Origin of the sequence: Pseudomonas sp. AF32, from assembly GCF_022342325.2 — a bacterium.
GTDB classification, from domain to species: Bacteria; Pseudomonadota; Gammaproteobacteria; order Pseudomonadales; family Pseudomonadaceae; genus Aquipseudomonas; species Aquipseudomonas uvaldensis.
On the sequence record NZ_RQJK02000010.1, the window covers coordinates 108,589 to 129,384 of the forward strand.

At 62.1% G+C, this 20,796-nt stretch carries 19 protein-coding genes; 7 read left to right on the forward strand and 12 right to left on the reverse strand.

Going from position 1 to position 20,796, the window contains the following annotated elements; all coding sequences use genetic code 11:
* Positions 1-6 precede the first annotated feature (6 nt).
* From EGM97_RS11695 to pssA, 7 genes are all read right to left on the reverse strand, one after another.
* The gene (locus tag EGM97_RS11695; protein ID WP_238964650.1) at positions 7-1,671 is read right to left on the reverse strand and encodes an AMP-binding protein; all 1,665 of its coding nucleotides are present in this window, start codon (positions 1,669-1,671) and stop codon (positions 7-9) included.
* 247 nt (positions 1,672-1,918) lie between these two features.
* The gene (locus tag EGM97_RS11700) at positions 1,919-3,379 is read right to left on the reverse strand and encodes an ArnT family glycosyltransferase (RefSeq protein ID WP_238964712.1); all 1,461 of its coding nucleotides are present in this window, start codon (positions 3,377-3,379) and stop codon (positions 1,919-1,921) included.
* Positions 3,380-3,446: 67 nt separating this feature from the next.
* Positions 3,447-3,740 (reverse strand): lipid-A-disaccharide synthase N-terminal domain-containing protein, encoded by a 294-nt coding sequence (locus EGM97_RS11705; protein WP_053156733.1) that lies wholly within the window; start codon positions 3,738-3,740, stop codon positions 3,447-3,449.
* 1 nt (position 3,741) lies between these two features.
* Positions 3,742-4,485 (reverse strand): glycosyltransferase family 2 protein, encoded by a 744-nt coding sequence (locus EGM97_RS11710; protein ID WP_238964649.1) that lies wholly within the window; start codon positions 4,483-4,485, stop codon positions 3,742-3,744.
* A gap of 23 nt (positions 4,486-4,508) precedes the next feature.
* Positions 4,509-5,480, reverse strand: a complete 972-nt coding sequence (locus tag EGM97_RS11715; protein ID WP_238964648.1) for an NAD-dependent epimerase — start codon at positions 5,478-5,480, stop codon at positions 4,509-4,511.
* Positions 5,481-5,689: 209 nt separating this feature from the next.
* Positions 5,690-6,706: an AraC family transcriptional regulator gene (locus EGM97_RS11720; RefSeq protein ID WP_238964647.1), complete on the reverse strand. Its 1,017-nt coding sequence runs from the start codon at positions 6,704-6,706 to the stop codon at positions 5,690-5,692.
* An 11-nt stretch (positions 6,707-6,717) separates the two neighbouring features.
* Positions 6,718-8,061, reverse strand: a complete 1,344-nt coding sequence (gene pssA / locus EGM97_RS11725) for a CDP-diacylglycerol--serine O-phosphatidyltransferase (RefSeq protein ID WP_238964646.1) — start codon at positions 8,059-8,061, stop codon at positions 6,718-6,720.
* A gap of 137 nt (positions 8,062-8,198) precedes the next feature.
* On the opposite strand from pssA, the gene EGM97_RS11730 reads away from it, so the two are divergent.
* Positions 8,199-8,786: a TetR/AcrR family transcriptional regulator gene (locus tag EGM97_RS11730; RefSeq protein ID WP_238964645.1), complete on the forward strand. Its 588-nt coding sequence runs from the start codon at positions 8,199-8,201 to the stop codon at positions 8,784-8,786.
* 41 nt (positions 8,787-8,827) lie between these two features.
* On the forward strand, positions 8,828-9,307 hold the full coding sequence (locus EGM97_RS11735; protein WP_232775891.1) for a nuclear transport factor 2 family protein: 480 nt from the start codon (positions 8,828-8,830) through the stop codon (positions 9,305-9,307).
* 231 nt (positions 9,308-9,538) lie between these two features.
* Here EGM97_RS11735 and EGM97_RS11740 read toward each other — a convergent pair whose 3' ends face one another.
* Positions 9,539-10,600: a zinc-binding metallopeptidase family protein gene (locus tag EGM97_RS11740; RefSeq protein ID WP_238964644.1), complete on the reverse strand. Its 1,062-nt coding sequence runs from the start codon at positions 10,598-10,600 to the stop codon at positions 9,539-9,541.
* Between the two features lie 262 nt (positions 10,601-10,862).
* Between EGM97_RS11740 and EGM97_RS11745 the strand changes: the two genes are divergently transcribed.
* Entirely contained in the window at positions 10,863-11,264 is a 402-nt protein-coding gene (locus EGM97_RS11745; RefSeq protein WP_082339896.1) for a hypothetical protein, read from the forward strand.
* A 36-nt stretch (positions 11,265-11,300) separates the two neighbouring features.
* Here the strand turns inward: EGM97_RS11745 and EGM97_RS11750 are convergent, their stop codons facing one another.
* From EGM97_RS11750 to EGM97_RS11765, 4 genes are all read right to left on the reverse strand, one after another.
* The gene (locus EGM97_RS11750) at positions 11,301-13,724 is read right to left on the reverse strand and encodes a TonB-dependent receptor (RefSeq protein WP_238964643.1); all 2,424 of its coding nucleotides are present in this window, start codon (positions 13,722-13,724) and stop codon (positions 11,301-11,303) included.
* A gap of 67 nt (positions 13,725-13,791) precedes the next feature.
* Complete coding sequence (locus EGM97_RS11755) at positions 13,792-14,736, reverse strand: FecR domain-containing protein (protein WP_238964642.1); 945 nt, start codon at positions 14,734-14,736, stop codon at positions 13,792-13,794.
* Positions 14,736-15,245, reverse strand: a complete 510-nt coding sequence (locus EGM97_RS11760) for a sigma-70 family RNA polymerase sigma factor (protein ID WP_232775896.1) — start codon at positions 15,243-15,245, stop codon at positions 14,736-14,738. The genes EGM97_RS11755 and EGM97_RS11760 overlap by 1 nt, the downstream gene beginning before the upstream one ends.
* Before the next feature lie 169 nt (positions 15,246-15,414).
* A complete protein-coding gene (locus EGM97_RS11765; protein ID WP_238964641.1) occupies positions 15,415-15,936 on the reverse strand; it encodes an SgcJ/EcaC family oxidoreductase in 522 nt (173 codons plus the stop codon).
* Positions 15,937-16,152: 216 nt separating this feature from the next.
* On the opposite strand from EGM97_RS11765, the gene EGM97_RS11770 reads away from it, so the two are divergent.
* The 4 genes from EGM97_RS11770 to EGM97_RS11785 are packed head-to-tail and all read left to right on the forward strand — an operon-like array spanning position 16,153 to position 20,760.
* Complete coding sequence (locus EGM97_RS11770; protein WP_238964640.1) at positions 16,153-17,337, forward strand: GAF domain-containing sensor histidine kinase; 1,185 nt, start codon at positions 16,153-16,155, stop codon at positions 17,335-17,337.
* Positions 17,334-18,002 carry a response regulator gene (locus tag EGM97_RS11775; RefSeq protein ID WP_238964639.1) on the forward strand — a complete coding sequence of 223 codons (669 nt, stop codon included), beginning with the start codon at positions 17,334-17,336 and terminating at the stop codon, positions 18,000-18,002. The genes EGM97_RS11770 and EGM97_RS11775 overlap by 4 nt, the downstream gene beginning before the upstream one ends.
* Positions 17,999-20,311, forward strand: a complete 2,313-nt coding sequence (locus EGM97_RS11780) for an ATP-binding protein (RefSeq protein ID WP_238964638.1) — start codon at positions 17,999-18,001, stop codon at positions 20,309-20,311. The genes EGM97_RS11775 and EGM97_RS11780 overlap by 4 nt, the downstream gene beginning before the upstream one ends.
* Entirely contained in the window at positions 20,308-20,760 is a 453-nt protein-coding gene (locus EGM97_RS11785) for a response regulator (RefSeq protein WP_053156770.1), read from the forward strand. Before EGM97_RS11780 ends, EGM97_RS11785 begins: the two co-directional genes overlap by 4 nt.
* The last annotated feature ends 36 nt before the right edge of the window (positions 20,761-20,796 follow it).

The following is a 20,796-nucleotide window of genomic DNA, read 5'->3' on the forward strand; positions in this document are numbered from 1 at the left end:
TTGGGTTCACGCTGAAACGTTCTGCGCCGCAGCCTCTTGAGCCTTGGCGATTTCCTGGTTGCGCAAGATAAAGCGCTGCAATTTGCCACTGGGGGTTTTGGGCAAGTCGCTGACAAATTCGATTTCACGGGGATAGGCATGGGCTGCCAGGCGCTTGCGCACATGCTGGCGCAGCTCTTCGGCCAGTTCCGGCGCGGCGCGGTATTGGGCGCTGAGCACCACGAAGGCCTTCACCAGCTCGGTACGCTCCGGGTCAGGCTTGCCGACCACCGCCGCTTCGACCACCGCCGGATGCTCGATCAAGGCGCTTTCCACGTCGAACGGGCCGACGCGATAGCCGGAAGTGGTGATCACGTCATCACTGCGGCCGACGAAGCTGATGCTGCCGTCAGGGTTGAGCTCGACGGTATCACCGCTCAGGTAGTAATCACCGACGAACGCCTTGGTGGGGCCGCCCTCGTAGCCGGCGAACCAGCACATGGGGGACTGGCGGCGGTCGATGGCGAGAATACCCGGTTGCCCCACGCCCAGTTCCCGGTGGTTTTCATCCAGCACCACGATTCTGTGGCCCGGCGAGGCGAAACCGGCCGCGCCGAGGTGAACCGGATGATCGAGCCCGTGGTGGTTGCACAGCACCATGCCCAGTTCGGTCTGGCCGTAATGGTCATGGATCACTACGTCGAGGTTGTCGGCGAACCAGCGGATCACCTCCGGGTTCAACGGCTCGCCGGCGCTGCTGACGATGCGCAGCTTGCCTTTGATCGACCGGGCGAATTGCTCGCCTCCGGCAATCAACAGGCGGTAGGCCGTGGGGGAGCCCGTCAGGTTGGTGATGCCGTACTTATTGATCACCCGGCAGGTGCTTTCCAGGGTGAACGGGCCGTCGTAGAAGGTAATCGGGTGTCCCATGGCCAGGGGGCCGGTCACGCCGAAGTAGATGCCATAGGCCCAGCCCGGGTCGGCGACGTTCCAGAAGGCGTCTTCCGGACGCAGGTCAACGGCGTCGCGGGTGTAGCTCTGGAACGCAACGATGGCCTTGAGCGGCACTGACAGCGCCTTGGCCGGTCCGGTGGTGCCGGAAGTGAACATCAGCAGAAAGGGGTCTTCACCGGTCAGCATGATTGGTTCGCAGTGGCTGGGGTGGTTCGCCACTTCCGCCCAGAAGCTGAAGTCGCCTCGCACGATCCCCTGCCCTTTGGCGCCGCCCACCGTGACGATGGTCGGGCAACCGGCAACTTCGTCGAGCTTGGGGCGGTTGACCGGGTCAGTGACGACGATACGTGCCCCGGAACTGCCGAGACGATGCTCGATGGCCTTGGGGCCGAAGGCGGTGAACAGCGGCTGATACACCGCCCCGATACGCCAGGTGGCGAGCACCACGATCAGCAGTTCAGCGGTGCGCGGCAGCAGCCCGGCGACCTTGTCCCCCTTCCCTACGCCCTGGGCCAGGAGAAAATTGGCGAAACGTGCCGCGTTGTCCTGCACGTCACGGTAGGTCCAGGTCGCATCGCTGCCATCGCGGCCTTCCCAGAACAGGGCGATACGGCCAGGCAGGGCGTGCCGGTCGCAACACTCGACACAGGCGTTCATCGCCTCGAGCGAGCCGTACAGCGCGGCGTTGACAGTGTGCTGGTAATCGAACTGCGACGTGGCGGACAAGTAATCGCGCATGAGCAGAGTCCCTCTGTACTTTTTATTGGTGGGGGAACCGTAGACAGCAGGGAAATACTCGCGCCGAAGGGCTTGGGCGGCAATGGTCAAAGCCATCAAGTTGCTTGACTGGTTTGGCCATGGTTGGAGTATTGCGTTGCCAGTGAGGGCCTCATCGCGAGCAGGGCTCGCTCCCACAAGTGATCTGGATGTTAGCCAATCCCTGTGGGAGCGAGCCCTGCTCGCGATGGCCGCAGGCCGGTGTCAACTACGGCAAAGGATGCCGCCAGGCGAAGGTATAGACCTTGTCCGGCGCTGAAGGCTGGCACTGCTGGTTATCCGCATCGGCCCCGACCAGGAACCACTCAGCCCTTGAGGTTTCGCCGACGCGGCGCGCCTTCTGCGGGTCGTAACAACGCGCCAGATTCCGCGCCGGCACCAGGGCATGGGCCTGGGGATGGCTACGTAGCCACAGGGCCGATTGTTCCAGCGACTGATTGCCATGGAAGCCAAAATGCACGATGGGTTGCCGGGCAAACAGCCAGTGTCCTTCGCGCCAGCTTACCAGCACCAGATCGGCATTGCCGGTCAGTCGCGCCACCTCGCCCATGATCGTTTCGTGGGGGTTGATACCTTCTTTGTGAGGCTCGATGAAACCGCGCGCGCACCAGGCGCCCAGCCACAGCACCGTCAGGACCGCGAACACCGTTCGGCCTCTCGGGCGGCGGCTGAACCAACGGCGCAGCAGCCAGGGGATCAGCGGCGCCACCAGCAGGACCAACGCGGGCACTGCGGGAAAGATGTACAACTTGCGCTTGCCACTGCTGAGGCTGAAAAACAGCAGTACCAGCACCACCCAGCCGAGCAGCACCAGTACCCGCCCGTCGTGCTTGAGCAGCTGCTTGCGCCAGGCCGGCACCAACCAGGGCAGCCACAAAAAGATCGGTAACCAGTACTTGGGGATCACCTGGGCGAAGAAATACCAGAACGGCTCGCGATGCTCCCAAGCGCTGGCATAGCGGCCAGCGGTTTGTTTGAACAGGATTTCCTGGATGTAGGCCAGGCTGTCGGCGCTGCCATGCCAGACGATCACCAGCAACGGCCCGAGCCATACCGCGATGGCGGCCAATGCCACCAGCAGCCCCAGCCACCAGGCGGCTGCCTTGCCGGGCATGGGCACCACGCCCTTCCAACCCTTGCGTACCGCATAGGCGTAGGGAATCAGCATCAGCGCCGGCAGAAAGCCCACCCCCTTGCTGATGATCCCGAAACCCATCGCCGCGCACGCCAGGTAATACCAATGCCAGGCGGGACCGAGCAACAGATGGCGGCATAAGCCATAGATTCCGAGTACCGTCCAAAGGGCCAGGAACCCGTCGATCTGACCGGTCCGCAGGATGCTGTAGCTCTGGTAGGTCGCCAGGAACAGCAGCGCCGCGATCACCCCGACCCGCCGCCCCCATAACCGCCGACCCAGGTCATACAGGCAAGCGGTGGTCACGGCCCCGGCCAGCAAGGCCGGCAAGTACAGGGCCACTGTCGGCCAGTGGGTCAGTTGCACGAACAGCGCGACGGCCCACATGAACAGCGGCGGCTTGTCCGCATAGATTTCGCCGGCACGATGGGGAATGAACCATGAACCGTTCTGCAGCATTTCCAGGGCAACGCCGAGGAAACGCTCTTCATCGACGTTCATCGGCTGGCGCCAGCCCAGGCCGGCGCCCACCATGACCAACGCCAACAGCACCAGCGCAAGCAGCTCCCGCCGCGAGGAAGACAGTCGTATTCGCACCCGGTCAGCCCTTGTTACCCAGTTCGCCGCTGTTGCGCTCTTGATGCCTGGCAATCAATTGCAGGTTGCGCAGGTAGACGATGAAACCAAAGGACTGGCCGACAATGAACACCGGATCCTGGCGGTAGATCGCGTACGCCAGCAGCAGCGCGCTGCCAACGATGCTCAGGTACCAGAATCCCACGGGAATCAGGCTGCGTTTCTTGTATTCGCTGTACAGCCATTGCAAGGCGAAACGCCCGGTGAATGCCAATTGCCCGCCGAAGCCGACCACCAGCCATAACGACTCTCTACCCATGTCAGACCTCGGTTTCCTGTGCGTTGACGTCAAGACGGGTGCGTTTGATCAACCACCACACCCCGAACAGATCGAGAATGCCCACCAGGGCCCGGTCGAGGTTTCCGTACTTGGACACCCCTGCCCCGCGCTCGCGATGGTTCACCGGTTGGACCAGCATCCGCCCGTTGTGGCGACGGATCAGCGCGGGAATGAAGCGGTGCATGTGATCGAAGTACGGCAGCCGCAGGAACGCCTCGCGCTCGATCAGTTTGATCCCGCAGCCGGTGTCAGGCGTCTGGTCTTTCAGCAGGCTGGCGCGCAGTTTATTGGCCCATCGCGAGGCCCACCGTTTGCTCGCCGGGTCCCGACGGTTGACCCGATGCCCCGCCACCAGCTTGACGCCACCAGGCTTGCCCTCGGAACCGCGCACCCGTTCGAGCATTTTCGGTAGATCCGCCGGGTCGTTCTGACCGTCGCCATCGAGGGTCGCCAACCAATGTCCGCGCGCCACTTCGGCGGCATGGAAAACCGATGTGCTTTGACCCAGGGAGCGCGCATGACTGAGCACCCGCAACTGGCGGTAACCATTGGCCTGCAGCGCGCGCAGTTCAGCGGCGGTGGCATCAGTGCTGCCATCGTCGACCACGATGACTTCGAAGACCTCGTCGGCCAACGCCGTACGAACTTCCTCCAACAGTGGAACGAGGTTGCCTGCTTCGTTTTTGGCCGGAATCAGGACGGACACATAAGGGGTTTCGTGCATGACATTCCAGTAAGAATCAGAGGTTAGACGCCGTAATAGCTGCGGTACCAATCGACAAATGACTGCACACCGACGGGTACCGCGACCTGCGGGCGAAACCCCACCCGTTCTTCCAGTTCGCGGGTGTCCGCCCAGGTGTCAACCACATCGCCCGATTGCAACGGCAGGAAATTTTTAATCGCACGCATGCCCAGCGCCTCTTCGAGGCATTCGACAAATTGCAGAAGCTTTACCGGCGAACCGAAGCCAATGTTGTAGACCTTGTTCGGTACCCCGACGCCATCGGTGGGCGGCAGTGGTATCAAGCGCACCAGCCCCTCGACGATGTCATCGATGTAGGTGAAGTCGCGCGACATCGCGCCCTCGTTATAGAGATCAAGGGTACGGCCACCCAGAATCGCCTCCGTGAACTTGAACGGGGCCATGTCAGGCCGCCCCCAAGGTCCGTACACCGTGAAAAAACGCAGGCCGGTGGTAGGAATGCCGTAAAGATGTGAATAAGCGTGGGCCATCAGCTCATTGGCGCGCTTGGTGGCGGCATAGAAGGAAACCGGTTGGTCGACGGGGTCAGTCGTCGCATACGGCATACGTTCATTCAACCCGTACACGGAACTGCTCGAAGCGAAGATCAGATGCTCAGGCCTGTGGGCACGGCAGGCTTCCAGCACATTGAGAAACCCCACCAGATTGCTTTGCGCATAAATATCGGGGTTGTCGAGGGAATGGCGCACCCCGGCCTGGGCGGCCAGATGCACGACGCAGTCGAAGGCGCCTTCGGCAAACATAGCCAGCAGCGCTTGTTTGTCGGCCACATCCAGCAACCGGAAGCGGAAATTGCCGTAGGCGGCCAATTGCGACAGTCGAGCCTGCTTCAATTCAACGCTGTAGTAGCTGTTGAGGTTATCGAGGCCGATGACCTGATGACCGTCATGACACAGCCGCCTGGCCGTATGGAAACCAATGAAACCCGCCACGCCGGTGACCAGTATTTTCATAGGTCCGGTCCTTGTGGACCTTGACCAACAGCAGGATTGGAAACGGTTTTCAAACCGACATCGCCGCTACCTGAAACGGTCACTCGCATACACTACTCTGCCTGATGGTCTGGCTTTTTCAGCGCCTGCAGAGGCTTATATCAAACAAAAATGACGGTTTTATGAGGGAAAAGAGACAAGGGGACGGATAAAAAAGCGCGGCGAGCGTATCAATCAGATTCGTTGAGAATCAGGCTCCGATAATGTCCCGGATTGGAGCCCGACCACTTGCGAAAGGCCTTGTAGAACGAGCTTGCATCGGCGAACCCGAGGCGCGAGGCAATTTCGACGAAACTGACGGCAGGCTCGGCCAGCCAGGCAATCGCCAGTTCCTTGCGCACACTGTCCTTGAGCCCCTGGTACGTCTGCCCCTCGTCCGCCAGACGTCGGCGCAGGGTCGAAGCGGAAACGCACAGCTGCTGGGCCAGGGCTTCGGTTTCCGGCCATTGTTGGGCGGGCAATTGCCGCAGGTCGTGGCGGATACGGCTGGCCAGGCTTTGCGGGTTGCGGTATTTGACCAGGATATTGGCCGGGGCTTGGGCGAGGAAACGCTTGAGTTCATCGGCGTTGCGCCGGATGGGAAGGTCCAGGCAGTCGGCCGCAAGGATCATCCGTGTACGGGGCCGGCCAAAGCGCAGGTTCTGGGAAAACATCACCCGGTAGTCGTCACAAAAATCCGGTTCGCTACAGCGCAACTCGATAGACAGAATCGGGATGCGCCGTCCGGCCAACCAGCAGGCCACTCCATGGACGATCATCCAATAAGTGAAATACGTGAAAGCCCGACGGGGTTCCCGGTCATCTTCCAGCAGAACGATTTCCGCCAGGCTCTGCTGACGGACCCACTGCGCCGGCAAGCATTCGAGCATCAATGACAGAAAGCCCAGCCCTACCGTCAACCCGGCCGCCAGCGTCGGCTGGGCCATGGCGCACTGGCAGAGAAACGCCAGGCTTCCGGACTTGAGCTTGCGCGGGTCCATGCCAAAAAACTCGTCGTCGGTACGTCGGGCCAGCAAACGCCAGAGCCGTGCGTACGCATGGGCCGGGACACGCGCCTGGGGATCGGCGAGCAGCGCCGGAGCGATGCCGACCTTGTTCAAGACCTCGTCCGTCGCCGGGCCGGGGGCGCAGCTCTGCAACAGCGCTTCACGCACCAACTGGACAGAGATGGTGTCTTTCTCGGACATGGCGCCAGTATTCACAGGATCCGGTAAAGCAGCCGTTCTATCCGTACCCGGCTGACCCGTTTCAGGAACTTGGCTACAGCTGCCGGGTAGTCCGGCAGGGTTTCCAGGTCCAGGTAGCGTGCTATCCGACGGGTGTGCCGGTAGATCTGCTCAAGCTCGGCCCGGCGTGGCGTCAGCAACTCGCCCTTGGGGTCGTCCAGCAACAAGGCGTTTTCCAGGTCGAGACGAAAGGCACGCGGGTTGAGGTTGTTGCCGGTCAACAAGGTGTAGCGCTCGTCCACCCACATGCCCTTGAGGTGGTAGCTGTTGTCGCCGTCACGCCACAGGTGCAGGTTCAACTGGCCGCTGTCGATGTAGCGCTGATGCCGTTTGGCGAAGCGCCGCAAGCTGATTTCGTAGAGGTACGGCAGCGCCGCGATGATCTTGAACGGCTCGCTCGGTGGAATGAAGAAGTCGTTGGCGGTCTTGTCGCCGACGATGATGTCGATTTTCACCCCGCGCGCCAGGGCGCGGTTGAGCTCGCGGGTCACGGCCAGCGGCAGGTTGAAATACGGTGTACAGATGGTCAGTTGCTGGCGACTGCTGGCGATCAATTCAATGATGACCCGGCTCAACGGATTGTTCTTGCCGACGCCCAGCAGCGGGCTCACCGATAACCCACTCTTGTCGAGGCTACCGGCCGTGGTGTCATAGGCCGCGTACTTGAGGCGGCTGCGCAAGTCGCCGATGTCCTTGCGCAAACTGCGGGTGCTGGGCAAGTTCGGCAGGTCCAGGCGGTGAACAGCCTTGGAAGCCACCAGGCCATGCTCCACCAGATGATGCATGGAGTCGGCCAACGCAGCGTTCTGCAGCAAGTGATAACGGTCGTAGCGGTATTTCTCGAACTTGTGCAGATAAACGTTATTGAGGCTGGCGCCGCTGTAGAGCACGCAATCGTCGATCACGAAGCCTTTCAGATGCAACACGCCGAACAGCTCGCGGGTTTGCACCGGTACGCCGTAGATCGGCACTTCGCTGGCGTGCAGACGCGTCTGCTCCTGGTACCACGCCGAGTTGCCCGGCTGTTTCTTGGCACCGATCAGCCCGCGCTGGGCCCGCAACCAGTCCACCACCACAACCACATCCAGTTCCGGGCGAGCGGCTTTGGCAGCATGCAAGGCATCGAGGATTTCCTGGCCCGCCTCGTCCTGTTGCAAGTACAGGGCGACGATGTAGATACGCTGGGTGGCCTGGGCAATTTTCTCCAGCAGGCAACGGCGGAACTCGGCGGCGCCATCGAGGATGGTCACGGCATCGGCGGTCAGTGCGAAGCTGCGCAATTTTGGCAGCAAGGTGCGTTTGAAGAGCGACGGCATTAAGGCTCGCAAAAGGTCGGTTCCGAAGAGCCGATGAGCTTACACCATGATGGGCGGGTTTTGGAGCCACCGTCGGCAAGCGAGTTTTCACAGAAATTAAACTTGACCAAGGAGAACGATCGTTCTACTGTTGCGCCATGAACGAAATCATTAACAATGAAACACGAGACATCATCCTCGATGTCGCCGAAAAGTTGATCTATAAAAGTGGCATCGCCGCCACCGGCATGGACCTTCTGGTAAAGACCGCCGGCGTCTCCAGGAAGAGCATCTATCGCTATTTCGCCAACAAGGACGACCTGATCGTGGCTGCCCTCAAGCGACGGGACGAGCGTTGGATGCACTGGTTCAGCACGGAAGTCGACAAGGCCCCGAACCCGAGGGCACGGCTGTTGAACCTGTTCACCGTACTCAGGGGCTGGTTTGACAGTGAAGGTTTTCGTGGCTGCGCGTTTATCAACACCAGCGGCGAAACCGGCGACCCGAACGACCCGGTACGCCAAGTGGCGAAGTTGCACAAACAGAAGTTGCTCGACTATGTCACCCGACTTTGCGTCGAACAAGGCGCCGAAGATCCGGATGCCCTGGCCCGACAATTACTGATCCTGATCGATGGCGCTATTACTGTCGCGCTGGTGATGGGCGACCCCAGTGCCGCCGATAACGCCCGGGCGGTAGTGGACACGTTGTTGATCGAAAAGAAGTCTGAAAACGCACCCCGTTGAACCGTTGTGAAATTCAATCCATCAGCCATTGGAGATTCGCCATGTCGTCCACCGCCGAAGTACGCCCACCGTTGCCACCGTTCACCCGTGAGTCAGCCATCGAGAAAGTCCGCCTGGCCGAAGACGGCTGGAACTCCCGCGATCCACAGCGGGTATCCCTGGCCTATACCCTCGACACCCAATGGCGCAACCGCGCCGAGTTCGTTCATGGCCGGGAAGAAGCCAAGGCATTCCTGACGCGCAAATGGGCCAAGGAGCTGGACTATCGCCTGATCAAGGAGCTCTGGGCCTTCACCGACAACCGCATCGCCGTGCGCTACGCCTACGAATGGCACGACGACTCGGGCAACTGGTTCCGCTCCTATGGCAATGAAAACTGGGAATTCGACGAGAATGGCCTGATGCGCAACCGCTATGCCTGCATCAACGACCTGCCGATCCAGGCCAGCGAGCGCAAGTTCCACTGGCCGCTGGGGCGCCGCCCGGATGACCATCCCGGATTGTCCGAGCTTGGGCTGTAGACCCATTCAAACCTGTGGGGTCCAACACCACCGACACAGACAAACCGCTATCGCGAGCAGGGCTCGCTCCCACAGAAACGGCGGTTCGTCAGCTGCACCGCGAACCACTGCGGGAGCGAGCCTGCTCGCGATGAGGCCAGCCCAGCCAACATATCCGGCATGGAAAGACCGCTATCGCGGGCAAGCTTTGTTCCCACAGGCGACATGTTCCTGTCAGATGCGCCGCGAACCTCAATGACTAACCAGAAACTCCAGCAGCGTAGCCGCGCAAGCCTCGATGCTGCCCTCCAGGATCAGCTCATACCCATGGGTATTTTCGGTGGGAATCGCGATGCAACCGCCCAGCGCCGAGATCCCGCCACCCATGACCGCACTGGCGTCACTGGCAAAATCCACCAATAACGCAAACTGAGGGCTCAATCCGCAGCGTTCGCCGGCACGGTACAGCCGATCGGCGATCTCACGGCTGTAGCAGCCGTTCTGATCCCCCGTGCTGATGATCGGATCGATGCTCAGTCGAGTCCCGTACTCTTGCACCACCGGCCCGACTTCCACGGCCACGGTCACCTCCCCCGGCAGATGACTGGCGGCGTACAGCGCCCCGGCGTTGGACTCTTCCTCCTGGGTAGTAAAGACAAAATACACTTCGCCGACCAACGCTTCACGGCGTCCCGCCAGCAACGCCGCCGCCTGGAGCGTGGCGGCCATGGGTGCGCGGTCATCGAGGAAGTGCGCAGCAATGGCATCTCCCACACGAAACGGCCGGCGCCAATGCTGGCTCAACACCACCCGCGTACCGGGGCGCACGCCATGCTCGCGCAATTGCTCGGGCGAACACCGGGTAATGACATGCACATCCCCCCAGTGCACATTCCCGGACAAGACATCCGCGCCCTGGTGCGTTTCACCCGTGCTGTGCATGGAGCCGAACGACAATACGCCAGGAATGAAATCCTGGTCGCCCAGGATGTCCACGGGGCAGACGCCGAAGTTGATCGGATTGGCTCCACCCAACGCCACCACCCGCAACGTGCCATCCGGTTCGATGCGCTTGACCAGCATGGCGATTTCATCCAGATGAGCCATGATCCTGATGGGCGTGCGGGTTTCGTCTGCCTTGGCGGTCCCCTTGATCAAGCCGATCACATTGCCGGCCGGATCGATCCAGGTCTCGTCACAGTGCGGTTCCAATTCTCGCAGGCAGATCTGCCGGACCTCATGTTCCTGGCCGCCAGGGCCACGGGCCATCAGCAGCTCTTCCAGCAAAGGCCATGTAGACGGGTTCACTTGCATCGATCGGACTCCTTCTAATGCTTGCTGTGGGCTTGCTCGTCATCTCTATGACGGAGCGCACCGCAACGTAGGTGCATTTCTAGAGGTCCTTGCTATTGAAAGATTTGATCAGATCCGAACATAAGCAGACGAGCGGGTCATGTCCGGCGGCAGACAAGCGGCCTGATGATGGGGTTGACCCCAATACCATCAGGCTTCACATTGCCTGAGCCGCCGGCAGATCCGGCGGCGGTTGCGTTGTGTCACAGAGTTTGTGGAGCCCATGACCGCGTCGATCCCGATCCGTCCCCCCTGCCCGCCCGGCGTTTGCGATTGCGGGCGCGATGCGTTGCTGGAAACCCCCGGCGGCGATTTGCGCATTCTTTGCCTGAACCGCCAGGAAGAAAAACGCCTGCTCGAACGCCTGGAAAACATCCAGGACCTGGCCGAACTGGAGCGACTGCAACAGCGTCTTTACGAAAATCTCGGGGTGCGCCTGACCATCGAGCCCGGCTACAACGAAGTACGGACCATGCGCGGCATTGCCATCGAGTTCCAGCCGCAACCCGGCCTGTGCCGCAAGATCCGCCAGTCGATCCCGGCCGCCATTCGCCGTGGCCTCGAAAAACGCCCGGAAATCGCCTGGCGGTTGCTGGACGCCCACGATCTGTTCCGCGATGCCTGACCCTCGGCGTGCTCCATCCCTGGAGCCGTACGACGCTTAAAAATCGATGGTCGCTGACAGCAGGTACGTACGCGGTGTCGACAGGGTCAAGCCCGGTTCACTGTCATCCGAGGCCCCGGCCGAACTCCAATAGCGTTTGTCCGCGACGTTCTCGATATTGGCGCGCAGGGTGATGTTCTTTTCGTCGAGCTTGAATCCGTAGCGGGCGCCGACGTCAAAACGGAACCAGGAATCGATGGCCTTATCGTTGGACTGATCCAGGTACTGCGAGCTGGAGTAGATGCCGCGACTGGTCAGGGTCAAGCCTTGCAGGGTCGGCACATCCCACTCTGCGCCCAGGTTGACATTGTATTTCGGCGTGGCCGGTGCGCGGTTGCCGTCGAAAGCGCCACCGGTGGTATCGGTCAGTTCGCTGTCGATGTACATCACGCCGCCGAGCAAGCGAGTGCCCTTGAGCGGCTCCCCGAAGACACTCAGCTCCACGCCCGTGTTTTCGCGTTTGCCGTTCGGGCCGAAGACACGTGTCGTTGCATCGGTCGCGTAGGCCGGTTGCTTGATTCGGAACAACGCGGCGGTCAACGCGAACGGGCCGGCATCGTATTTGGCACCGACCTCGACCTGACGGCTGATGAACGGCGGGAAGATCTCATCCTCGTTGACCGAGGTCGAAGGCGCGATCTTGCCCTGGCTCAGACCTTCCATGTAGTTGGCATACAGCGACAGTTTGTCGGTGGCCTTGAACAGAATACCGCCCGATGGCGAAACCTTTTCTTCATCGTAAGCGGTACGGCCTTTGACGCCATCCGACCAGTCGTCAACCTCGACACGTTGCCAGCGGGCACCGAGGGTCAGCAGCAACCGGTCATCGAAGAAACCCAGCGTGTCGGACAACGCCACGCCACTGAAGTGGTTCTCGGTGTAGACCTTTGGATCCGGGCGCGTAGGGACGTTCGGGGTCGGTGTTTCCACCGGGTCATACAGGTTGCTGCGACCGTTGGCGTATCGAGCACCGCCATTGGTGAAGTCCATGTAGAAATAGCTGGTGGCCAGGTTGACCTCGTGACTCACCGGGCCCGTATGGAACCAGTTGCGTACCCCGACGTTAGCCGTCTGGACACTCTCGTCACGGGTGAAATCGCGGGGAGACACGGTGAAATCGCCGGCGGCGTTGGTGATCAGAACGTTGTGCCGCAGGAAGTCATGGCGACTTTCGCGCGCGCCGACCCCGCCATACAGCATCACGGAATCGCTGACGTCGTATTCGGCGTTCACAGTACCGAAGGTGTCCTCGGTGCGCGCCTTGCTCCAGGGTTGCGCATAGTTGCTGCGTACGTCGCTGGCATGGGGGATCGGTGCTGCGGCGGCAACCTGCACGCGTTCCTGCGGCGCGTCAGTGTCGCGTTCGGTGTGCCCGATATCGGTGGACAGACGCAGGCGTTCGCCGCGGTAATCCAGGCCAAGCACAGCCATCTCGCGGTCCACGCTCTGGTGATCCCACTCGGTGTCGCCTGACTGTTTCACGCCGTTGAAGCGAATGCCGAACTGGTTGCCTTCACCAAAACGCCGACCGACATCCACGGCACCGCCCAGCTGGTTGTTGGACGCGTAGCTGCCGGTGAACGAGGTGATGGGTGTGTCGCTCGCACGCTTGGGCACCACGTTGATGCCGCCACCCACGCTACCCCGTGGCGATATCCCGTTGATCAGCTGGGTCGGGCCCTTGAGGATGTCGACGCGGTCGGCCATTTCCATGTCGATGGTGTAAGTCGGCAAGACGCCGTAGAGACCGTTATAGGCCACATCACTGTTGAACAGGCTGAAACCGCGGATGGTGAATTGTTCATACCGGCCGCCCGCCGGGTTGGTCGCACGAACCGAAGGGTCGCTGGCGATCAAGTCGCCCAGGGTCCGCGCCTGCTGGTTCTTGACCGCTTCGCTGGTGTAAGTGGTCATGCTGAAGGGTGTTTCCATGAAATCCCGCGAACCCAGCAAACCTTGTGAACCACGGCGCGCCACCTGGCCGCCCGTGTATACGTCGCCATCCGTGGAAGCGCCAACGCCGAGAATCGAGGTGGGCGCCAGTTGCAGGCTACTGCCTTGCGGCACGGGCATCAGGATGTAGGCCTGCTCACCCACCGGCTGCAATTGCAGACCGGAGCCCTGTAGCAGCCGGGCGAAACCCTCCTCCACGCCATATTCCCCTGAAAGACCGGGGCTGTTGCGGCCACCGACCAGGGACGGGTCCACCGAAAGATTGACCCCGGCAAGGCCGGCGAACCGGGTCAGCGCGGCGCTGAGACTACCGGCCGGCACCTGATAGCTGCGCCGGGCGGCTTCTTCAGCCTGGCTGGATGAAATCAAGAAGGGACTGGCGCTCAGGCTCAGCATGAGACTCAGGCTCAACAGCGGACGCCAGCCGGCAAAGGCCGGGCGAAAGCGCAAAGGTACTGCTACGGACATGGGAGAGAGCTCTCGTTTTTGTTCACTTGCCTTGAATGACAAGCGAGACAAAAAAAGGGGACAGGCTTCAGGCAATATTTTTACGAGGCACCAGCGTGACCCAGTACCGGGTGCGCATTCGCACCTCCAGCGGCAGGCTGGCCGCGAGCAGCCCAAGGATCCGATCGGTGTTCTCCAGGCGGAAGCTGCCGGTCACCCTCAGCGACTCCAGGGTTTCGTCCCAGCGCAAGACGCCCGGACGATAGCGGTCCAGCTCACGGAGAAAATCCCCCAGCGGCTGGTTCTGCGCCACCAGCACACCGTCTCGCCAGCCCAACTGAGCCACATCGAAGGTACTCACCGGGCCAGCGCCGGCGGTCTGCAAACTGACTTGTTGGCCCTTCTCCAACGTCAGTGAAAGCCCCTGTAGCGGTTGCAATTGCACTGAACCGCCGAGCACCGACACCTGACAGTTGCGCGCGCTCAACCGGACGCAGACTTCGCCACGATTGAGCGTGATCGCCCCATAGGGTGCCTCGACGGTCAGCGGCGTATTGCCCGCGACCGTCAGGGCGATTTCCCCTTGCACCAACGTCAAGCGCCGTGCCTTGAGGTCCAAGTCCACGGCGCTGTCGGTATTCAACCGCAACAGGCTGCCGCCCACCAGCGACCAGCGCCGCTGCTCGCCGGTGGCGGTGTGCAAATCGGCCCGCCAGGCTTGCAGCGGCAGCTCTCGCCCCAGCATCCAGGCGGTCGGGGCCAACGCCGCGACGCCCAGGGCCCGCTTGAGTACGTCGCGACGAGGCAGGGCTGGACGATCCAGGGTCGCCATGCCCAACGCGGGCGGCACCCCGGCAAATCGCTGGCGCAATCGCAGGGCTTTTTGCCAGGCCGCCTCATGCTGAACACTGCTGTCACGCCAGCGTTGCAGGCCGGCGGAATCGAACTCGCCGTCGTCAAACTCCATCATGGCCAGCCAGCGAGCCGCCGCTCGGGCCACTTCCCGGGCTTCGAGCGAAGGAGCCGGCTTCATCAGAAGTCCACCAACAGGCAATGTTCGTAAGCCTGGGCCATGTAACGCTTGATGGTGCGCTCGGATACTTGCATGCGCTCGGCGATCTCGCGGTAGCCCAGGCCTTCGAGCTGGCTCCACAAAAAAGCCCGCCGCACCAGAGGCGGCAGGCCATCGAGCAATTCGTCCAGGGCGTGCAGGGTTTCCAGGAGCAACCAGCGTTGTTCGGGCGACGGTACGCATTCTTCGGGCAGGCTCGCCAAGGCATCGAGATAGGCCTGCTCCAGGTTGCGCCGGGTGTAGAAATTGCTCAGCAACCGCTTGCCGACCGTCAGCAGGTAAGCGCGCGGTTCGTGCAGGTCAACCAAGGGCTGAGCGCTGGCCATCACTCGTAAAAAGGTATCCTGGCGCAGGTCCGCCGCATCCCAGGCATTGCCCATGCGTCGTCTCAACCAGCCTTCCAGCCAGCTTCCGTGATCACGGTACAACGCATGCAGGGAATGCTCCGTCGGCGTAACTGCGTCAGACATGTCAAGAAGCCCTGCACCTGGAATGACTTAAATGAGACTGATTCTAATTAATGTTCATGTCCCATTCCAAGTCCTTTGTGCTGGCAAACGTGCAGGTACACGTTGCAGAGGTTTTTTTCCGGCATAGACAAGCGCCCCTGACGTCAGGGGCGCTTGTGTAACGCGGCAATCAGTGGCTGGCGTGCAGCACCTTCGGCACTTCCGGCATGGCCGAAGAGTGGTGGTTGATAATCTTCCACTGCCCGTCCAGGCGTTCATAGAGGAAGGTGTAGCGCGCCTGGACGTCCTTCTTGCTGCCGTCGGCATTGGTCAAGGTGAAGGTGTAGACGCCACTGTCCATCGCTGCATCGGGGCCCAGGCGATGGATTTCCCGAAAATTGATCGTGCCGACCGGCTTGCCCATCAGGAAGTGGTCAAAGTAATCCTGGATCTCGGCCGGCGTGGTGCGCACTTTGTTGGACAGCGTCGGCTGGAGCATGGCGTCCGGCGCGTAAAGGTTCGTCATCGCGCTGGCGCTGCCGGTCTTCAGGGTAGCGTTCCACTTGTCGAACAGCCCGGCAATCTCACGGTCTTTTTCGTTTTTCGGTTGTTCGGCGACGGTGCGATACACGTAAGGCGTGGCGTCGACGGCATGGGCGAAGGGTGTGGTCAGTACGAAAAAAGTGGCCAGGGCGAGGGTTTTCATTTTCATCGTGGCGTTTCTCTGAGTTTAAATGCAGGGGTTTAAATGCAAGGGGTTCAAAACGCATGGGTTTCGATGGCCCTACTTTGCCGCCCGCCCGTGCCGCCGCCATCGGCCATCCGGTGTCGATCGCCTATGCCGTTCGGCAGATACGCCCGGCATCGATGACACGTTCTAATATCGGCACCACGACCGTTCCGGTCCCCTTTCACGCTGGAGCCCCTCATGCAAAGCCCACCCCATGAGCCCGGCAGCGCCCTGGCCATCCGTACCCAATATCGCCAGTCGCAAAGCCGCGCCGCACGCCTGGGTCTGTTATTGGGAACCGGTCATGAGCTGACCCGCTTGCCATTGGCCCAGATGCGCCAGCGTGTCGTATTGCGGGCATGCGCGTTCATGGCGATGGACCATGGCCTGCTGCTGGCGTGGACGCCTGAAAAACCCGTGCAAACCCTGGCCAGCCACGGCAGCGGCGAACGGCTTGCCTGGCTCGCCAGCCTGGCCCATGCACCCTGGCCCGACCCACAATGGCTGGAGTATCCCGGCAGCGTCCTGCCCCAAGTGCTGCGGGTGCCGCTGCGTGCGTCCGACGGGACGGTGTTCGGCGTCCTGCTGCTGGGCAATAGCGTGAACATCAGTGCGCCGGACAGTGAAGACATCGACTCGCTGCAATTGCTCTCGACCTTGTTGGCGGCGCATTTGGAAAACCATCGGCTGCTCGAAGCGCTCCAGGCCCGTGAGCGCACCATGTCCGAGCTGGTCCATCGTCTGTTCAGCGCCCAGGAAGACGAGCGCAAGCGCGTGGCCTACGACCTGCACGACGGGCTGGCGCAGAATCTGGCCGGCCTGCATCAGCGCTTGCAGGGTTTTGCCGGTCGCTGCCCGGCCCTGCCGCCGGACCTTGCCAACGAGCTGCACAACATCCTCGCCCTCGCCAAGGGCTGCGTCGGTGAAGGCCGACAATTGATCAGCGGCCTGCGCCCCCATGTGCTGGACGATTTCGGCCTGTACAAAGCGGTCGACAAGGAAGCCGACCGCCTGCGAGAGGCCGGCCTGACGGTGGATTGGGTCGAACACAGCACGGCTCGCCTGCCCGGGCAGGTGGAGATCGCCCTGTTCCGCATTGCCCAGGAAGGCATCAACAACGTCCTCAAGCATGCTCGGGCCAGTCACGTCTGCCTGGGGCTTTGTGTGAATGACGACCAGGCTTCCCTGCGGGTCGAGGACGACGGCCGTGGCTTTGCCCTCGAACAACCCATCGAAACCCATGGCGGCTGCCATCTCGGGTTGGCCGCCATGCAGGAACGCGCCAGCCTCCTGGGCGGCCAGTTGACCTGTTTCAGCCAGCCGGAGGGTGGAACCCGTTTGTTGACCCAAGTACCGCTGCCGCCCCATGGAGTACACCCATGACGCCTCCATTACGCCTGCTGTTGGCCGACGATCACGAAGTCACCCGCACCGGCTTCATCACCATGCTGGCCGGCCTACCGGGCTTCGAGGTTGTCGGCCAGGCCCGCGACGGCCAGGAGGCGCTGGATCTGTGCGAACGGCTGCAACCGGACATCGCCATCCTTGATATCCGCATGCCGGTGCTCAACGGTCTGGGTGCGGCACGCATCCTGAGGCAGCGCCAGCCCGGGATCAAAGTGATGATCTTCACCATGGACGACAGCCCCGATCACCTGGAGGCCGCCATCGGTGCCGGCGCGGTCGGCTATCTGCTCAAGGATGCCAGTCGGGACGAGGTCCTGGATGCCCTTGAACGGGTGGCCCGTGGCGAAGAAGCACTGAACAGTTCGGTCAGTGCACGACTGTTGCGGCGCATGGCCGAGCGCGGCGCCAGTGGCGCGTCACAGCTCCAGGCCTTGACCGCGCGCGAGCGCCAGGTGCTGGGACTGGTGGCCGGTGGCTTCAGCAATCGCGAGATCGGTGAAAAGCTCGGCATCGCTCCCGGCACCGCCAAGGCCCATGTCGAGCGGGTCATCGGCAAGCTGGGCGCCGCCGACCGGACTCAGGCTGCCGTGCGTGGTGTCGCCCTGGGCCTGGTGGCGCAACCCACCGGGCAATGGCCATGAGGTTCGTCGCTGCCCGTCGATGGGCCAACCTGCCCTTGCGGGGCAAGGCGCTGGTGGTGATTTCCCTGCCGCTGGTGGTGCTGCTGCTGTCACTGGTGCTGATCTACATCACCGAACGCCAGACCGCCCGGGCCGAGGAAGACGTACGCCGGGTGCTGCGAGTCCAGGGCGATATCCAGGCGGTCCATACGCTGCTGGCCGAAGCCGCGGCGAGTGTACGCGGCTATCTGCTGACCCGCCGCGAAGACTTCCTGCCCGGCTATGAACAGGCCACGCCACTGATCCAGGCCGCGTTGCAACGCCTGGACCACAACATCCGCGACGCCAAGGTGCGTGAACACCTGCAGAACATCACCCCGCTGATCGACGAAAAACTCCATGGCCTGATCGCATTGCGCAACGGCAAGGGCGATGACACCGAAGCCATCACGGCGATCCTGATCGAAAACAAACAAGTGCTGGACGTACTGCGCGAGCAGATCAATGCCATGCGCATCCGCGAGGACGCCCTGCTCGACGAGCGCAGCGCCGCAGCCTCGGCCACGCGCATGCGCCTGTTGTTTGCCACATTGCTGGCAGCCGTGTGCGGGCTGTTCGGGGCGATTGTCGCGGTGCTGTTCCTGTCCAAGGGCATCGTCGCCCGGGTGCAACAGGTGCAAGGCAATGCCCAGCGCCTCGCCCTGGGGCAGCCCCTGTTGCCGCAACCGCCGGAACAGGATGAAATCGGTCAGTTGGGCACGCGGCTGGTGGAAGCCGGGCAATTGCTTGCCGAGCGCGAGCGAGCCTTGCGCGACAACGAGGAGCGCTTGCGGCTGATCATCGACGGTGTGAAGGACTACGGGATCTTCGCGCTGGATGCCCAGGGCCATGTGATTACCTGGAACGCCGGTGCCGAACGGATCAAGGGCTACACCGAGCAGGAAATCCTCGGCCGGCATTTTTCCCTGTTCTACCTGCCCGAAGAATGCCCGGCGCACCCGGACATGGCCCTGCGCGAAGCCACTCGCGACGGTCATTACATGGAAGAAGCGTGGCGCTGTCGCAAGGACGGCAGTCGGTTCTGGGCCAGTGTGGTCATCACCGCCCAATACGACAACACCGGCGCCCTGCGCGGTTTCTCCAAGATCACCCGCGACATCACCGACCGGCGTGCCGCCGAAATCGCCCTGGGCACCGCTCGCGAGGAAGCGGAAAGCGCCAGTCGGGCCAAGAGCGAGTTTCTTTCACGCATGAGCCACGAACTGCGCACGCCACTCAACGCCATCCTCGGGTTCGCGCAACTGCTGGACATGGACTCCACGGCCGGCCAGCGCCCCCAGGTCAGCCACATCCTGCGTGCCGGTCAGCACCTGCTCGCATTGATCAACGAAGTGTTGGACATCGCCCGGATCGAGGCCGGTCGCCTGCCACTGAACATCGAGCCCCTCGCCCTGTCGGCGGTGCTCCACGAAGCACTGACGCTGGTTTCACCCATGGCCGCCGACGCCGGTATCCGCCTGGTCGAGCTGTCGCCGCTGCCCGACGGCAGCGGTGTGCTGGCCGACCGCCAGCGCCTGGTCCAGGTGCTGCTCAACCTGCTGTCCAACGCCATCAAGTACAACCGGCCCGGCGGTGAAGTTCGCATCGAGGTAACGACGCAGCTCCAACGGATCAGCATCGCCGTCAGTGACACGGGCCATGGCATCGCACCGGAACAACTGGCCCGACTGTTCAAGCCATTCGAGCGCCTGGACGCCGATCCCCAGGTCGAGGGTACCGGCCTTGGATTGTCCCTGAGCAAGAGCCTGCTGGAGATGATGCAGGGCAGCCTCCAAGTGCACAGCGTGCCGGGACAAGGCAGTTGTTTTACCCTGCAGTTGCCGGGAGCAACGGTCGCCAATACACCATCGGTTCCCGTCGCGACGCTGACGGTGACGCGCCCACCCGTCGAATACCACGGCCGGGTCTTGTGCATCGAAGACAACCTGTCGAGCCTGGCCCTGATCGAAACGCTGATGCAGCGCCGTCCGGGGATCCAGTTGCTGTCGAGCATGCAAGGTCAGATGGGCCTGGATCTGGCGCGCCAGCATGCACCGCAACTGATTCTGCTGGACGTGACCCTGCCGGACCTCGAAGGCCTGGAAGTACTGCGTCGCCTGCGGCAATCGCCCGCCACCGCGGCAACCCCGATCTTGATGATCACCGCCGACGCCAGCGACCTGACCCATCGGACCCTGCAGGACGCCGGCGCCACGGCCATCCTGACCAAACCCATTCATATCCAGGCTTTCCTGGGCCACCTTGAACGCTATTTGCCGGAGCCCGCATGAACCGCGACCTGCGCATCCTGATCATCGATGACCAGCGCCCCAACCTCGACTTGATGGAGCAACTGCTGGCCCGTGAAGGGTTGCATAACGTGCTGAGCAGCACCGAGCCCCTGCGCACCCTCGATTTGTTCAACAGCTTCGAGCCGGACCTGGTCATCCTCGACCTGCACATGCCGGCATTCGACGGCTTCGCCGTGCTGGAACAACTCAACCGACGCATCCCGGCCAACGACTACCTGCCGATCCTGGTCCTGACCGCCGATGCGACCCGCGACACCCGCCTCCGTGCCCTGGCCCTGGGCGCCCGGGACTTCATCAGCAAGCCCCTGGATGCGCTGGAAACCATGCTGCGCATCTGGAACCTGTTGGAAACCCGTGCGCTCTACAAGGCGTTGCGGGCACGGGTGCCCTCCCAGCAGATCGAGCTGTTGCGACAGCACCGCAAATGACGAAAAGCATCGCGGGCAAGTCAGCTATCTCCTGGT